At 69.2% G+C, this 14,464-nt stretch carries 14 protein-coding genes; 10 read left to right on the plus strand and 4 right to left on the minus strand.

The features are described 5' to 3' along the window. Window positions 1-82: 82 nt before the first annotated feature. The gene (locus DA1_RS17145) at window positions 83-1,249 is read left to right on the plus strand and encodes a helix-turn-helix domain-containing protein (protein ID WP_230590773.1); all 1,167 of its coding nucleotides are present in this window, start codon (window positions 83-85) and stop codon (window positions 1,247-1,249) included. 10 nt (window positions 1,250-1,259) lie between these two features. On the opposite strand, the gene DA1_RS17150 is transcribed toward DA1_RS17145, so the two are convergent. Continuing rightward, on the minus strand, window positions 1,260-2,177 hold the full coding sequence (locus tag DA1_RS17150) for a LysR substrate-binding domain-containing protein (protein WP_034392767.1): 918 nt from the start codon (window positions 2,175-2,177) through the stop codon (window positions 1,260-1,262). Window positions 2,178-2,282: 105 nt separating this feature from the next. Here DA1_RS17150 and eno point away from each other — a divergent pair, with 105 nt between their 5' ends. Beyond that, on the plus strand, window positions 2,283-3,608 hold the full coding sequence (gene eno, locus DA1_RS17155) for a phosphopyruvate hydratase (protein WP_034392769.1): 1,326 nt from the start codon (window positions 2,283-2,285) through the stop codon (window positions 3,606-3,608). Here the strand turns inward: eno and DA1_RS17160 are convergent. After that, entirely contained in the window at window positions 3,563-4,522 is a 960-nt protein-coding gene (locus tag DA1_RS17160) for a class I SAM-dependent methyltransferase (protein ID WP_034392772.1), read from the minus strand. The two genes, eno and DA1_RS17160, sit on opposite strands and share 46 nt — an antisense overlap. Window positions 4,523-4,669: 147 nt before the next feature. Beyond that, complete coding sequence (locus DA1_RS17165; RefSeq protein ID WP_013802728.1) at window positions 4,670-4,984, minus strand: hypothetical protein; 315 nt, start codon at window positions 4,982-4,984, stop codon at window positions 4,670-4,672. Between the two features lie 164 nt (window positions 4,985-5,148). Between DA1_RS17165 and DA1_RS17170 the strand changes: the two genes are divergently transcribed. The 5 genes from DA1_RS17170 (at window position 5,149) to DA1_RS17190 (ending at window position 9,387) form a co-directional block, all read left to right on the plus strand. Further along, entirely contained in the window at window positions 5,149-5,868 is a 720-nt protein-coding gene (locus tag DA1_RS17170) for a methylated-DNA--[protein]-cysteine S-methyltransferase (RefSeq protein ID WP_034398435.1), read from the plus strand. Window positions 5,869-6,005: 137 nt separating this feature from the next. Continuing rightward, window positions 6,006-6,797 carry an SDR family oxidoreductase gene (locus DA1_RS17175; protein WP_034392775.1) on the plus strand — a complete coding sequence of 264 codons (792 nt, stop codon included), beginning with the start codon at window positions 6,006-6,008 and terminating at the stop codon, window positions 6,795-6,797. Between the two features lie 118 nt (window positions 6,798-6,915). Beyond that, entirely contained in the window at window positions 6,916-7,338 is a 423-nt protein-coding gene (locus tag DA1_RS17180; protein ID WP_016446794.1) for a PaaI family thioesterase, read from the plus strand. Between the two features lie 98 nt (window positions 7,339-7,436). After that, on the plus strand, window positions 7,437-8,453 hold the full coding sequence (locus DA1_RS17185; protein WP_034392777.1) for an NADP-dependent oxidoreductase: 1,017 nt from the start codon (window positions 7,437-7,439) through the stop codon (window positions 8,451-8,453). 28 nt (window positions 8,454-8,481) lie between these two features. Continuing rightward, a complete protein-coding gene (locus tag DA1_RS17190; RefSeq protein ID WP_013802724.1) occupies window positions 8,482-9,387 on the plus strand; it encodes an SDR family oxidoreductase in 906 nt (301 codons plus the stop codon). Between the two features lie 3 nt (window positions 9,388-9,390). On the opposite strand, the gene DA1_RS17195 is transcribed toward DA1_RS17190, so the two are convergent. Next, window positions 9,391-10,089 carry an Lcl C-terminal domain-containing protein gene (locus DA1_RS17195; RefSeq protein WP_034392780.1) on the minus strand — a complete coding sequence of 233 codons (699 nt, stop codon included), beginning with the start codon at window positions 10,087-10,089 and terminating at the stop codon, window positions 9,391-9,393. Between the two features lie 171 nt (window positions 10,090-10,260). Between DA1_RS17195 and DA1_RS17200 the strand changes: the two genes are divergently transcribed. The 3 genes from DA1_RS17200 (at window position 10,261) to DA1_RS17210 (ending at window position 14,457) form a co-directional block, all read left to right on the plus strand. Next, complete coding sequence (locus DA1_RS17200) at window positions 10,261-11,502, plus strand: multidrug effflux MFS transporter (RefSeq protein ID WP_034392783.1); 1,242 nt, start codon at window positions 10,261-10,263, stop codon at window positions 11,500-11,502. Next, entirely contained in the window at window positions 11,499-12,923 is a 1,425-nt protein-coding gene (locus DA1_RS17205; RefSeq protein WP_034392786.1) for an MFS transporter, read from the plus strand. The genes DA1_RS17200 and DA1_RS17205 overlap by 4 nt, the downstream gene beginning before the upstream one ends. A 166-nt stretch (window positions 12,924-13,089) precedes the next feature. Further along, the gene (locus DA1_RS17210; protein WP_034398436.1) at window positions 13,090-14,457 is read left to right on the plus strand and encodes an efflux RND transporter periplasmic adaptor subunit; all 1,368 of its coding nucleotides are present in this window, start codon (window positions 13,090-13,092) and stop codon (window positions 14,455-14,457) included. Window positions 14,458-14,464 lie beyond the last annotated feature (7 nt).

A 14,464-nucleotide genomic window follows, 5' to 3' on the forward strand; every position in this document is an offset into this window, starting at 1 on the left:
AATCCGTTCCAACACGGGTGATTTCCCTAGTGCTGTCCTGTGCCGTGGCGGAACAACAATCGCGGCAGTTTTGATGTCCGTCATGCAACAGCCGCCTCCCGCCCCACTGCCATCCAACCCCTTCTATGCCACGCGCCAGGACCGGGTGGCGCTGGCGCGCGAGCGCTATTTCGAGCGCGGCGAGCGCCCCTCGGGCCTGGTGTCCGAGCCCGTGCTGCAGTCCTGGACGCGCTGCCTGGGCGCCAGCCGCAGCCCCGACGAGAAGATCAGCTTCGACCCGGTCAGCAAGATCCGCACGGCCACCTTGCTGACCCACAACCGCGCGCTGATCGAGGCGGCGCGCGACCCCATCGCCGAACTCGAGACCGTGATCGCGGGCAGCCAGGCGCGCGCCATGCTGACCTGCAGCGAGGGCGTGGTGCTGATCGCCTCGCGCCCCACGCCGGGCGACGGCCCGCTGCTGCTGACGGCCGCACGCGTGGGCGTGAACATTGCCGAGGATGCCGTGGGCACGGGCGCACCCGGCGTGGCCGTGCGCACGGGCGAGGTCTGCCATGTGCGTGGCGGCGAGCATTTCTTTCGCTGCCTGGCCTCGCTGCACTGCGCGGCCGCGCCCGTGCGCGACGCCAGCGGGCGCACCGTGGCCATGCTGGACCTGAGCAGCGAGGCGGGCCCCTTTCGCTTTGATGCGGGCGCCATGGCCCATATGTACGCCACCTGCATCGAGAACCGGCTGCTGGTGGGCGCTGCCCGCATGCACCTGCTGCTGCGCTTCCAGTCCAGCCGCAGCATGTTCGGCACGCCGCTGGAAGGGCTGGCTGCCGTGGATGGCGACGGCATGGTGCGCTGGTTCAACGGCGTGGGCGCCCAGTTGTTCGACAGCCCGCGCCGGCCCGCCGAGGGGCTGGCGGCAGAGGAAGTCTTCGGCCTGGGCCTGAACCAGTTGCTGGAGCTGGCCCACCACGGCCAGGCGCGCCCGCAGATGCTGCCTACGGGGCTGACGCTGTGGATGGAGGCGAGGCTGGATGAGGCATCTTCCCAGGTCGAGGAGGTGCTGCCGGCCATCGAGGCCCTGCCACCGCCCGCCGAGGCGCCGTCCGAGGCACCGTCTTCCCTGGGCGAGGCCAGCCGCGAGCTGATCGAGCAGGCCCTGGCCCGCTGCCAGGGCAATATCTCGCAGGCCGCCCGCATGCTGGGCGTCTCGCGCGGGCTGCTGTACCGGCGCCTGCGCGAGTGGGGCAGGGCTTAGGCCGTCTGGCCTATGCCGGCACGGCGGCCAGCGCGCCGCGCATCCATTCGATGAAGACCCCTGCCTGGGCCGGCAGCGCACGCCCTGCAGCTGGCACGGCGCGCAGGCCGCCCTCGAAGGGCACGAAGCCATGGGGCGCCACCAGCAGCCCCTCCTTGAGCTCGCGTGCGATCAGCCGCTGCTCCACCAGGGCAACGCCCAGGCCCGACAGTGCCGCCTCTATGCACAGGTGGGTGTGGGGGAACGCCAGCGTCTCGCCCAGGGCCACGGGCTGGCCCGTGAGGGCTTCCCACTGGTTCCATGCGCTGGCCGTGTACTCATTTGCAATGCGCGCGCGGTTGGCGGGCCGGCGCCGGGCATAGGCCGGCGTGCAGACGGCGCCGAAGTGCACGGGCGCCAGTTCGATGGCGCGGCGGCGGTCGGCCTCGGCGTAGGTGGACAGATCCCAGGCAATGATCAGGTCGGCGCCTTCATTGCGCATCTCGCGCGCCGAGGTCATGGACAGGCGGATGCGGATATGCGGGTGGCTGCGGTAGAACACCGCCAGCTGCGGCACCAGCCAGCGCATGGCAAAGGTGGCGCTGCAGGCCACATGCAGCCCCGGCGCCTGGGCGTCGCGCGCCAGCTGGGCATAGGCGGCCTCCAGCTGGTCGAAGGCCGTGCGCACCGAGGCATGGAAGGCGGCACCCGCCTCGGTCAGGCGCAGGCCCGTGCCTTCTTTCTCGAACAGCGCCGCGCCTGCGTGCTCCTGCAGCAGGCGCAGGTGGCGGCTGATGGCACCGTGGCTGCGGCACAGTTCCTCGGCCGCGCGTGTCACCGAGCCGGTGCGGGCAATGGCCTCGAAGGCGCGCAGGGCGGCCAGCGGTGGCAGTTGTCTCATGGCAATCAATTCGTCAGAAAAGCTGACGCATGGGCAGAAAAACTGCATTGTCCCGCATCGCCGTGATTTCTAGCATGGAAGCCTGTTCATTGGAGTTGTGCAGGCTTGCCAGCTCCTTTGCACAGTTCAATTTCTTGACGAAAAGGAGTTTCCATGCAGATCACCGATATCGCGGCCCATGAGGCGCTGGACAGCCGGGGCCACCCCACCGTGGAGGTCGAGGTCGAGCTGGAGGACGGCGCGCGCGGCCTGGCCCTGGTGCCCTCGGGCGCCTCCACGGGGCGGCATGAGGCGCTGGAGCGGCGCGACGGCGATGCCTCGCGCCACCTGGGCAAGGGCGTGCTGGGGGCGGTGCAGGCCGTCAACACCGAGCTGCGCGATCTGCTGCGCGGCATGCAGGCCGACGCCCAGGGCCGCATCGACACGGCCATGATGGCGCTGGACGGCACGCCCGGCAAAAGCCGGCTGGGCGCCAACGCGCTGCTGGGCGTGTCGCTGGCCGTGGCCCGCGCGGCGGCGGCCAGCCAGCGCATGCCGCTGTGGCGGCACATGGGCGGCGCCCAGGCGCGCGTGCTGCCCGTGCCCATGATCAATGTCATCAACGGCGGCGCCCATGCCGACAATCCGCTGGACTTCCAGGAGTTCATGCTGCTGCCGGTGGGGGCGGACAGCTTCGGAGAGGCGCTGCGCATGGGCGCCGAGGTCTTTCACACGCTGCGCCATGCGCTCAAGGCCGCAGGCCACAGCGTCAACGTGGGCGACGAGGGCGGCTTTGCGCCCGCCCTGCGCAGCGCGCCCGAGGCGCTGGACCACCTGATGGCCGCCATCGAGCGCGCCGGCCTGCGCCCCGGCGCGGACATCGCCCTGGCGCTGGACCCTGCGGCCAGCGAGTTCCATGGCGAGGACGGCTACCGCTACGCGGGCGAGGGCCTGGTGCGCAGCCGCCAGCAGCAGGTGGACTACCTGGCGCAGCTGGTGGAGCACTACCCCATCGTCTCCATCGAGGACGGCATGGCCGAGGACGATATCGAGGGCTGGCAGGCCCTGGGCCGGCGCCTGGGCGGACGCTGCCAGCTGGTGGGTGACGATGTGTTCTGCACGAACCCCGGCCTGTTCGAGGGCGGCATTGCCCGGGGTGTGGGCAACGCCATCCTGGTCAAGATCAATCAGATCGGCACGCTGACCGAGACCTGGGACGTGCTGCGCCTGGCGCATGGCGCAGGCTACGGCGTGGTGATGTCGCACCGCTCGGGCGAGACCGAGGACACCAGCATTGCCGACCTGGCCGTGGCGGCCCAGTGCGCCATGATCAAGACCGGCTCGCTGTCGCGCGCCGACCGCACGGCCAAGTACAACCGGCTGCTGCGCATCGAGCGCGAACTGGGCCCGGCCGCCGTCTATGCGGGGCGCCGCGCGCTCAAGGGCCGGGCGGGTCAGGAAGCCGTGTCGGCCGCTGCGGGTGTTGCGGGCGCCCTGTAGACCAGCACCTTGAGGCTGCGCTCGGCGTCGATGTCGGCGAAGGTGGCCGGGTTGGCCAGGCGCTCGACGAACTCCAGCTCGGGCGCCACTTCCTGCATCTGCGATGTCAGGAACTGCGTGCCCATCTCCGGCGCGTTCAGGCACAGCAGCACATGGCCGCCGGGGCGCAGCAGGTCGGGCAGGCGGCGCATCAGGCGGGCATAGTCCTTGGTGGCGACGAAGCTGCCCTTCTGGTAGCTGGGCGGGTCCACCACGATCAGGTGGTAGGGCCCGCCGCGCGTGATCTTGCCCCAGCTGCTGAAGATGTCGTGGGCCAGGAAGCTGGCGCCCGACAGATCGTTGAGCCGGTGGTTCTGCTGGCCCGTGGCCAGCGCGCCCTGGGCCATGTCCATGTTCATCACATGGCGCGCCCCGGCCTGCAGGGCCACCACCGAAAAGGCGCAGGTATAGGCGAACAGGTTGAGCACCTTGATGCCGTGGCGGTGCTCGGGATGGTTGGCGACATGCGCGTGCACCCAGTGCCGGCCTTCGGCCATGTCCAGGAACAAGCCGTGGTTCTGGCCGCGCAGCACCTGCACGCGGTAGCGCGTGCCGGCCTCGGTGACGATGTGGGGGTCCGGCACCTCGCCGGCCATGAGCCGCGTTTCGGCGGGCGCGGCGGGCTGGCGCAGCTGGTAGACCCAGTTCAGGGGCTGGTCCGGTGCCAGTTCGCTCCAGCGCAGTGACAGCGCTGTGCCGATGGAGGCCAGGGCGTCATCGTCCAGCGGCTGGAAGCTGGTGAGCACCAGCACGGGCGGGAAGGCGTCGAGCACCAGATGCTCGCAGCCCGGGTACAGGCCGCCACGGCCGTGGAAGATGCGTTGGACGTCGGAGGGCAGGGCCATCCGGGCGATGGCGTCGAGCAGGGCTTGCATGGGAGAGGCTGGATCTGGCAGGGGCGCCGGGTGGAACCGTATGGAACCAGGCAGGGGTCGACGAAAAGGTCTGCCAGTGTATGCAGTTTGGGGCCCAGCCCAGGCAAACCCGGGCTCAGGCCCCATTCAGCCGTGCTGCGGGCAGGCTCAATGCCGCCAGCCGCGCCGCACCTCGAAGAAACTGCATTCGCCGTCGCCCAGGCCCTGCATGCCGGCCTCGGTGGCGGCGCGCGCAGCCTTCATCCAGCGGGCGAAGGCGAGCTTGGCGTCGTCGCTGATTTCTTCAGGGGGCGTGTCTTCCAGGCCCTCTACCAAGTACAGGGTTTCACTGACCTGCTCGGCGCTGCCGAGCTGGCGTTCGAGCACGCGGGCATAGCGTGCCTCGGCCTTGTTGCGTTCCTGCTCGGGCAGGTTGGGGTAGTCACACAAGGTGACGGTGAAGGCGGCTTCTTGCATGTCCATGGTTCACGAGGTGAGGATGATGACTGGCGAAATATACAGTATTAACTGGCTGCACATCCAGTATTTTTCCGGTGTTTTTTTACAGTGTTATCCCGGTGGGGTCGCTGCCGGGCAGCGGCTGCAGCCATGCGGCCACAATCGCCTGCAAGGAGAAAACCATCGCCATGACGAACGAATCGACCACGGGCTGCCCGGCCTGGGACCCCGAAGCCACGGGCCATGCGCTGTTTGCCACGCGCGTGGGGCCCTGCGGCGTGGCCTGGGGCGCCTGCGGCCTGGTGGCTTTTCAGTTGCCCGAGGTGGACGGCCCGGCCGCCACGCGCACGCGCATGCTGCGCGGCGTGCAATTGCGCAGACCGGGCAGCTACGCCGCAGCGGCGCGGGCCGAGGACCTGCCGGTGAGCGTGGCACAGGCCATCGCCGGTGTGCAGGTGCTCATGGCGGGCCATGGCGAATGGACTGTGGAGCCTTCCGCGCCCAGCGCGCGGCAGTTGCGTGACGGCCGGGTGCTGCCCGATCTGCGATCACGGCGCATGCTGCCCGCAGGCGAGGCACTGCCGGATCTGGCCGGGCTGGCCCTGGACTGGCACGGCGTGTCGGACTTTCACCGCCGCGTCTATGACCTGACGCGCGCCATTGCGCCCGGCCATACGCGCACCTATGGCGAGATTGCACGCGAGTTGGGCGAGGTGGGCCTTTCGCGCGCCGTGGGGCAGGCGCTGGGCCTCAACCCTTTTGCGCCCGTGATTCCCTGCCACCGCGTGCTGGCTGCCGGCGCCCAGCCGGGCGGTTTTTCGGGCGGCGGCGGCGCGCTGACCAAGCTGCGCATGCTGGAGATCGAGGGTGCGGCCTGGGGCGGCACGCGCTCGCTGTTCGGGGATTGACGGGCCGGACACGCATGTGACATGCGGCACAGCAGGGCGGCTTGCACAATCGCCGCTGCAGGCTGTTCCGCTTGGGGATGGCCGCCCTCCATTCCAACCATGACCGGAACACAAGACCCGGCGCAGGAGACAGACGAATGACTCGCAATGTGCAGCAACTTTTCGACCTCACCGGCAAGACGGCCCTGGTGACCGGCGGCTCGCGCGGCCTGGGCCTGCAGATGGCCCATGCGCTGGGCGAGGCGGGCGCCAGGATCATGCTGAGTTCGCGCAAGGCCGCCGACCTGGAGGAAGCCGCTGCCGAGCTGCAGGCCGCAGGCATTGACGCCCGCTGGATCGCCGCCGACTGCGCCAACGAGGCCGACATCGAGCGCCTGGCCGCCGAGACCCTGGAGCGTCTGGGCCAGGTGGACATCCTCATCAACAACGCAGGCGCCAGCTGGGGCGCGCCGGCCGAGGAGCACCCGGTGGCCGCCTGGGACAAGGTGATGAACCTCAACGTGCGCGGCTACTTCCTGCTGAGCCAGCAGATCGCGCGGCGCAGCATGATCCCGCGCAAGACCGGTCGCATCATCAACCTGGCCTCCATCGCTGGGCTGGGCGGCAACCCGCTGGGCATGAAGACCATTGCCTACAACACCTCCAAGGGCGCGGTCATCAACTTCACGCGCGCGCTGGCCGGCGAGTGGGGCGTGCACGGCATCAACGTCAATGCCATCTGCCCGGGCTTCTTCAAGACCAAGATGGCCAGCGTGCTGATCGAGACCCTGGGCGAGGATGAAATGAAATCCCACGCTCCGCTGCGCCGCCTGGGCGACGACGAGGACCTCAAGGGCCTGACCCTGCTGTACGCCAGTGATGCGGGCAAGCACATCACGGGCCAGTGGATGGCCGTGGACGGCGGCGTCAGCGCCCTGGTGGGCGGTTGAGCCGCAGCGGCGCTGCTGCCGAGGTGACAGTTTTTCCCGCAGATCGGGCCGCCGCGCGCCATGGTGCCTTCGGGCGCCCTTATGCTCGCCTGCATTGCGATCTGAACTGGAGAATTTCGTGCTGGATTTTGGCCACCCCATCCCCTTCGTCGACCACCTGGGTTTCACCCTGCACCGCATGGAGGACGGGGAGTCCGAACTGCGCTTCGAGGCGCGTCCCGAGCACCTGAACACCTTTGACGTGACCCACGGCGGCGCCACCATGACCCTGCTGGACGTGACCATGGCCGTTGCCGCACGCAGCCTGCAGCGCGACATGGGCTGCGTGACCATCGAGATGAAGACCAGCTTCATGCAGCCGGCGCGCGGCCCCCTGGTGGCCAAGGGCGTGGTGCTGCACCGCACGCGTTCCATGGCCTATACCGAGGCGCGCGTGTTCGATGCCTCGGGCCGGCTGTGCAGCCATGCGACCGGAACGTTCAAGTACATGCCGCGCGTGGCCAAGCCGGCCGCCGCCGAGACAACCCTCGCCACGGACTGATCCGCACGGCGAATTTGCCAGATACCCAATGCCACACGCCAGCCCCGGTAGCACCGGGAACTGGTTCCATTGTTTGTGATGCCACCGGAGGTTTTCCCATGCCCGTGAACCAGCAGATCCTGCTCGACAACCGCCCCGAGGGCGAAGCCGTGGAAAGCAATTTCCGCCTTGCCAAGACCGAGACCCCCGCGCTGGCCGAAGGCCAGGTGCTGGTGCGCCACCACTACCTGAGCCTGGACCCCTACATGCGCGGCCGCATGAATGACAGCAAGAGCTACGCCCAGCCGCAGCCGCTGGGCGAGGTCATGATCGGCGGCACCGTGGGCGAGGTGGTGGAAAGCCATCATCCCAAGTTTGCGGTTGGCGACAAGGTCGTGGGCATGGGTGGCTGGCAGGAATACAGCGTGGTCGATGGCGATGCGCCCGGCATGCTGCGCAAGGTGGACACCACCCATGTGCCGCTGTCGCACTACCTGGGCGCCGTGGGCATGCCCGGCGTGACGGCCTGGTACGGCCTGGTCAAGATCATCGCCCCCAAGGCTGGTGAGACCGTGGTGGTCAGCGCCGCCACGGGCGCCGTGGGCAGCGCCTTCGCGGCCCTGGCCAAGGCGCGCGGCTGCCGCGTGGTGGGCATTGCGGGCGGCCCCGAGAAGTGCCGCTACGCCACCGAGGAGCTGGGCTTCGACGCCTGCATCGACTACCGCGAGCACCCCGACACCAAGGCCATGGCCAAGGCGCTCAAGGACGCCTGCCCGCAGGGCATCGACGGCTACTTCGAGAACGTGGGCGGCTACATCCTCGACGCCGTGCTGCTGCGCACCAATGCCTTTGCGCGCATCGCGCTGTGCGGAATGATCGCCGGCTACGACGGCACGCCGCTGCCCATGACCAATCCCGCGCTCATCCTGATCAACCGCATCCGCATCGAAGGCTTCATCGTCAGCGAGCACATGGAAGTCTGGCCCGAGGCGCTGCAGGAGCTGGGCCGCCTGGTGGGCACCGGCAAGCTGCGCCCGCGCGAGAGCATTGCCGAAGGCATTGCCTCCGCACCCTCGGCCTTCCTGGGCTTGCTCAAGGGCAAGAACTTCGGAAAGCAGTTGGTGAAACTGATCTGACCCCACAACAACACCAGGAGACAAGGGAATGATCAAGAACTTCAAGGGCAAGACGGCCGTGCTGACGGGCGCGGGCTCGGGTTTCGGCCTGGAGTGCGCGCGCATTGGCGCGAAGCTGGGCATGAACCTGGTGCTGGTCGATGTGCAGCAGGAAGCGCTGGACAGGGCCGCCGCCGAGTTCGAAGGGCAGGGCGTGCGCGTGCTGGCACGCCGCGTGGATGTGTCCGACGCAGCCCAGATGCAGGCCCTGGCCGATGAGGTGCGCCAGCAGTTCGGCGCGCCGCACTTCGTGTTCAACAACGCAGGCGTGGGCGCGGGCGGGCTGGTCTGGGAGAACACGCTGGAAGATTGGCAGTGGGTGCTGGGCGTCAACCTCTGGGGCGTGATCCACGGCGTGCGGCTGTTCACGCCCATGATGCTGGAGGCGGCCAAGGCCGACCCGTCCTTCGAGGGCCACATCGTCAACACGGCCAGCATGGCCGGCCTGCTGGCGCCGCCCAATATGGGCATCTACAACGTCAGCAAGCATGCCGTGGTGAGCCTGACCGAGACGCTGTACCAGGATCTGGCCCTGGTCTCCGACCAGATCAGCGCCAGCGTGCTGTGCCCCTTCTTCGTTCCCACGGGCATCAGCCACAGCGAGCGCAACCGGCCCAGCCATCTGGCCGCCCAGCCGCTGACGGCCAGCCAGAAGATCGGCCAGGCCATGAGCGAGAAGGCCGTGGGCTCGGGCAAGGTCACGGCCCCCGATGTGGCGCAGAAGGTCTTCGACGCCATTGCGGCCAACCAGTTCTACATCTACAGCCATCCGCAGGCGCTGGGCTCGGTCCAGACCCGCATGGAAGATGTGGTGCAGGGCCGCAACCCCACCGATCCGTTCGCGCACAAGCCCGAACTGGGCGCGAGCCTCAAGGCCTCGCTGCGCGCGGCCTGAGCGTCAGTCCTCTTCGTCCGGGTCCGGCCTGTGGGCGGCCGGCCTGGCGGGAGCCTCGGCCTTTTCATCGGGCGGCGCGGAGGGCAGGGGCCGCACCAGCCGCACCATGAGCTGGTTGCCGCGCCCCATGTCGGGCCGCGTCTCCAGGCTGTCGAGGTCAATCGCCCAGGCCTGCTGGGCCGACAGCTGCGTACCGGCACTGCCCGAGATGTTGCTGTAGTTGTAGGGATTGACGGGCCGCGCGTTCACCGCTGCCGTGCCCGTCCAGTGCCAGCCACGCGGTGCGCCCGGAAACAGCTCGGGCGACAGGCCTTGCGGCCGTATATCGCGCGAGATCAGCCGGCGCATCTCGTTGACGCGCGGCAGCCGCCAGCGCAAGCCGTCCTGCTTGGCCCGTTCGGCGGCCAGGGCCTGCGCCTGCTTGTGCGTGAATAGCTCAGGCAGGCCCGTGCAGGTCTTGCCATTCCACTGCATGCCTTCCACGCAGCGCGGCCACAGCAGGCGGGCGCGCCGGTCGATCACGTCGCGGCCGTCTTCGGATACTTCCAGCATGGCAGTGGCGCTGGCCTTGGCGTCACCGCGGGCCTGCGGCGGCGCCGCATGGGCCGGGCCCTGCATGCACGCGCCCAGCAGCAGGGCGGCGAGCAGGGGCCTTGGCAATGCGGTGAGGGTCGGCAGGAAGAGGGGCGTGGATGAGTGCATGGGGTGTCTATGCTGCTGTGGTGGCAATCTCGTATCCGAGCGTAACAGGGTTGCAGCCCCGCAAACTTGTGCCACGGCAAGCCGCCAGCGCCGCGCACGCCGGCCTGCCTGACCAGGAAATGTGAGCACCGCCCTGCAGCCCTCAGCGCTTGCCGCCACAATGGCGCGTCTATGTCTTCTCCCTCTTCTTCTCCCGCTTCCCCTGATTCCCACACACTGCGCCTGGTGCTGATCCTGGGCCTGCTCTCGGCCATCGGCCCGTTTGCCATCGACATGTACCTGCCCGCGCTGCCCCAGATCGGCAGCAGCCTGGGTGCCCAGGTGGGCGCGGTGCAGGCCAGCCTGACGGCCTTCTTCCTCTCGCTGGGCGTGGGCCAGCTGCTGTACGGGCCGGTCTCGGACATGGTGGGGCGCAAGCCGCCGCTTTACTTCGGCCTGACCGTGTTCGCGCTGGCCAGCGTGGGCTGCGCCATGGCCACCAGCATCGAGACGCTGGTGGTGCTGCGCTTCATCCAGGGCCTGGGCGCGGCCGCCGGAATGGCCGTGCCGCGCGCCGTGGTGCGCGACCTGCACACCGGCCACGCGGCGGCCCGCATGATGTCGCTGCTGATGCTGGTGTTCAGCGTCTCTCCCATCCTGGCGCCACTGGCCGGCAGCGGCGTGATTGCCGTGAGCAGCTGGCGCGGCGTGTTCTGGGCCGTGGCCGTGGCGGCCGTGATCGGCCTGGTGGCCGTGTTCATGGGCCTGAAGGAAACGCGCGGGGCCGCCGCGCGGCTGGACAGCAGCGTGGCCGGCGCACTGCGCGCCTACGGCGTGCTGCTGCGCGACTGGCATTACCTGGGCCTGGTCTTTATCGGCGGCTGCGCCATGGCGGGCTTTTTCGTCTACCTGGCTGGCTCCCCCTTTGTGCTGATCAACTACTACGGACTGAGCTCCACCCAGTACAGCCTGGCCTTCGGGCTGAACGCCATCGCCTTCATCGGCGCGGCGCAGTTCACGGGCTGGCTGGGCCAGCGTTTCGGCCTGGTACGCGTGGTCAAGGTGGCGGCCACCGGCTCGGGGCTGGTGATGCTGTCGCTGCTGTCGTACTACCTGCTGGGTGGTGAGCGGCTGGCCGTGCTGATCGGCCTGTACTTCGTGGCCAGCGCGCTTATGGGGCTGGTGATTCCGACGACCTCGGTGCTGGCGCTGGAGGAACACGGCGCCATTGCCGGCACGGCCTCGGCGCTGCTGGGCACGCTGCAGATGCTGTCGGGCGCTGCGGCCATGCAGATCGTTGGCCTGTTCTCCACGGGCAAGCCCCTGCCCATGGTGGTGGGCATGGCCACGGGCGCGCTGATCGGTGTGGCCCTGGCCTGGATCACGTTGGGCGGTGCGCGTGCCCATCGCGTGGGCGCAAAGGGCCATTCATGAGCCTGGCACCCGCGGCAGAGGCTGCGCCTGTCCACGATGGACTTCCGTCAGGCCCTCGCGGCCAGGCGATGCTGGTCATCATCCTGGGGCTGACGCTGTCGGTGCTGGACAGCACCCTGGTCAATCTGGCACTGCCTGCCATGGCGCGCGAGCTGCAGGCCAGCTCGGCCCATACGCTGTGGGTGGTCAATTCCTACCAGCTTGCCAGCTTGGTGCTGCTGCTGCCGCTGGCGGCCCTGGGCGAACGCCTGGGCTACCGCCGCGTGTATCTGGTGGGCATGCTGGTGTTTTCCGTGGCCTCGCTGGCGGCCATGCTGGCCACGTCGCTGCCCACGCTGGTGGCGGCGCGGGCGCTGCAGGGCCTGGGTGCTGCGGGCGTGATGAGCGTCAACGCCGCCCTGGTGCGGCTGATCTATCCGCGTGCCCTGCTGGGGCGGGGCATGGCCGTGAATTCGCTGGTGGTGGCCACGGCATCCATGGCCGGGCCCTCGGTGGCGGCGGCGATTCTGTCGGTGGCCAGCTGGCCCTGGCTGTTTGCGGCCAATCTGCCGCTGGGCCTGTTCACGCTGTGGCTGGGGCGCCGCGCGCTGCCGGCCAATGCCGTGGCCGGCCATGCAGGGGCGCGGCTGTCGCCGCTGGATGTGCTGCTCAACATCCTCATGTTCAGCCTGATCTTCCTGGGCGGCGAGCAGCTGGGCGTGCGCGCCGGCGGTGCCGATTCTTCCCTGCCTTCGGGCTGGTGGCTGCTGGGCGCGGGCCTGCTGGTGGGTGCCTGGTATGTGCGCCGCCAGTGGCGCCTGCCCGCGCCGCTGCTGCCGGTGGACCTGCTGCGCATTCCGGTGTTTGCGCTGTCCATGTGCGGATCGGTCAGCGCCTTTTGCGCGCAGATGCTGGCCTACCTGGCGCTGCCGTTCCTGCTGCTGGAGTCGCACGGCATGTCGCCCATCGAGGCCGGGCTGCTGATCACGGCCTGGCCGCTGGCCACGGTGCTGACGGCGCCCATCGCGGGCCGGCTCATCGGCCGCTATGCGGACGGGCTGCTGGGCGGCATCGGCATGGCCATGTTCGCCTGCGGGCTGTGGGCGCTGGCGGCCATGCCCGATGCGCCTTCGACCGTGGACATGGTCTGGCGCATGCTGCTGGCGGGCAGCGGCTTTGCGCTGTACCAGTCGCCCAACAACCACACCATCGTGACCACGGCGCCCCTGGCGCGCAGCGGCGCGGCCGGCGGCATGCTGAGTTCGGCGCGGCTCACGGGGCAGACCCTGGGCGCCGTGGTGCTGGCCACCATCTTCACCTTCGCGGGCGGGCATGGCGGCCATGCCGAAATCGTGGCCCTGGCCGTGGCGGGCTGCTTTGCGGCCATGGCGGGCGTGTTCAGCCTGCTGCGCGTGCGCACGGCACCCGTGCCTAAGCACTGAACAGGCCCCTAAATGGCATTGAACTTGCATGTGTCGGCGCGCTCCGACACATGCATCATCCTGGATGGACTTGCCAGGAGATTTCGGTGGCATGCCATCCGCTTTACAAACAAGAAATATGGGCACTGCACAATCGTGCGATGCCCCCAACGACTTCGCTGCTCCCATGATTTCTGACGTGCCCTTTTCGCCGAGCCCGCGCCTTGCGGCGCCTTCCGATTCCCAGCCCGGCGCAGGGCACGTACAAGCTTTCGCCTCGCCGGCCGGCGGCCGGCGCATCGGCACCGCCGTGCTGTGCGCACTGGCGCTGGCCGCAAGCCTTGCGGCCTGCTCCAAGAAGGATGCCGCACCTGCCGCCACGGCCAAGGCCGCGACCGAGGTGGGCGTGGTCACGCTGCAAAAGCAAAGCCAGCAGCTGGACGCCACGCTGCCGGGCCGCACGCGCGCCTCGCTGACCGCCGAAGTGCGGCCCCAGGTATCGGGCATCGTGCAAAAGCGTTTGTTCACCGAGGGCGCCCTGGTGCGCCAGGGCCAGCAGCTCTACCAGATCGACGCGGCCTCGCTGCGCGCCACCGAGGCCAGCGCCCAGGCGGCGCTGGCCAAGTCCGAGGCCAGCGCCCGCACGCTGGAGGCCACGGCGCGGCGCAACGCCGAGCTGGTCAAGATCGATGCCATCAGCCAGCAGGCCTTTGAAGAAAGCCAGGCCGCTGCCGCCCAGTCGCGCTCTGACGTGGCTGTGGCCAAGGCCAATCTGGAGACCGCGCGCATCAACCTCAAGTACAGCCGCATCGAGGCGCCCATCAGCGGGCGCATCAGCCTGTCCACCGTGACGCCGGGCGCGCTGGTGACGGCCAACCAGACCGAGGCGCTGACCTCCATCGTGCAGCTGGACCCCATGTATGTGGACTTCACCCAGTCCACCAGCGAGCTGCTGCAGCTCAAGCGCGACTGGGATGCCGGGCGCTTCCAGAAGGTGGAGGGCGACAAGGTGGCCGTGCGCATCCGCCTGGACGATGGCACGGACTACAGCCACCAGGGCAAGCTGCAGTTTGCCGGCGTGATCGTCAATGCCACCACGGGCAGCGTGACGCTGCGCGCCGTGGTGCCCAACCCGCAGGGCGTTCTCATGCCGGGCATGTATGTGCAGGCGCTGCTGCCCACGGGCCTGGCGCCCGAGGCGCTGCTGGTGCCCCAGCAGTCGGTGACGCGCGACCTGACCGGCAAGGCCAGCGTGCTGGTGGCCAAGGCCGACGACGTGATCGAGCGCCGGCCCGTGAACATCGACCGCGCCGTGGGCAATATGTGGCTGCTGCAGGACGGCCTGTCGGCCGGCGAACGCGTGGTGGTCGATGGCTTCCAGCGCATCAAGCCCGGCGACAAGGTGCGCGCCGTGGAGGTGGACCTGCGCGCCAAGGCCCAGGCCCGCAAGGGCAAGCCGGCCGACGGGCCGGCAGCACCTGGCGCTGCGGACAAGGCGCCTGCTCCAGCCCCAGCTCCTGCACCGGCAGCGGCTCCTGCCCCGGCCGCCGGCTAAGCCGCAG

Source organism: Delftia acidovorans NBRC 14950 (assembly GCF_001598795.1).
In the GTDB taxonomy this organism is placed as follows: domain Bacteria; phylum Pseudomonadota; class Gammaproteobacteria; order Burkholderiales; family Burkholderiaceae_C; genus Comamonas; species Comamonas acidovorans.

What these genes read in the sequence shown, in the direction of transcription:
- DA1_RS17145 (WP_230590773.1), top strand. Translation starts at nt 83, where the DNA reads ATGCAACAGCCGCCTCCCGCCCCACTGCCATCCAACCCCTTCTATGCC.
- DA1_RS17150 (WP_034392767.1), bottom strand. Translation starts at nt 2,177, where the DNA reads ATGCAGTTTTTCTGCCCATGCGTCAGCTTTTCTGACGAATTGATTGCC.
- eno (WP_034392769.1), top strand. Translation starts at nt 2,283, where the DNA reads ATGCAGATCACCGATATCGCGGCCCATGAGGCGCTGGACAGCCGGGGC.
- DA1_RS17160 (WP_034392772.1), bottom strand. Translation starts at nt 4,522, where the DNA reads ATGCAAGCCCTGCTCGACGCCATCGCCCGGATGGCCCTGCCCTCCGAC.
- DA1_RS17165 (WP_013802728.1), bottom strand. Translation starts at nt 4,984, where the DNA reads ATGGACATGCAAGAAGCCGCCTTCACCGTCACCTTGTGTGACTACCCC.
- DA1_RS17170 (WP_034398435.1), top strand. Translation starts at nt 5,149, where the DNA reads ATGACGAACGAATCGACCACGGGCTGCCCGGCCTGGGACCCCGAAGCC.
- DA1_RS17175 (WP_034392775.1), top strand. Translation starts at nt 6,006, where the DNA reads ATGACTCGCAATGTGCAGCAACTTTTCGACCTCACCGGCAAGACGGCC.
- DA1_RS17185 (WP_034392777.1), top strand. Translation starts at nt 7,437, where the DNA reads ATGCCCGTGAACCAGCAGATCCTGCTCGACAACCGCCCCGAGGGCGAA.
- DA1_RS17190 (WP_013802724.1), top strand. Translation starts at nt 8,482, where the DNA reads ATGATCAAGAACTTCAAGGGCAAGACGGCCGTGCTGACGGGCGCGGGC.
- DA1_RS17195 (WP_034392780.1), bottom strand. Translation starts at nt 10,089, where the DNA reads ATGCACTCATCCACGCCCCTCTTCCTGCCGACCCTCACCGCATTGCCA.
- DA1_RS17200 (WP_034392783.1), top strand. Translation starts at nt 10,261, where the DNA reads ATGTCTTCTCCCTCTTCTTCTCCCGCTTCCCCTGATTCCCACACACTG.
- DA1_RS17205 (WP_034392786.1), top strand. Translation starts at nt 11,499, where the DNA reads ATGAGCCTGGCACCCGCGGCAGAGGCTGCGCCTGTCCACGATGGACTT.
- DA1_RS17210 (WP_034398436.1), top strand. Translation starts at nt 13,090, where the DNA reads ATGATTTCTGACGTGCCCTTTTCGCCGAGCCCGCGCCTTGCGGCGCCT.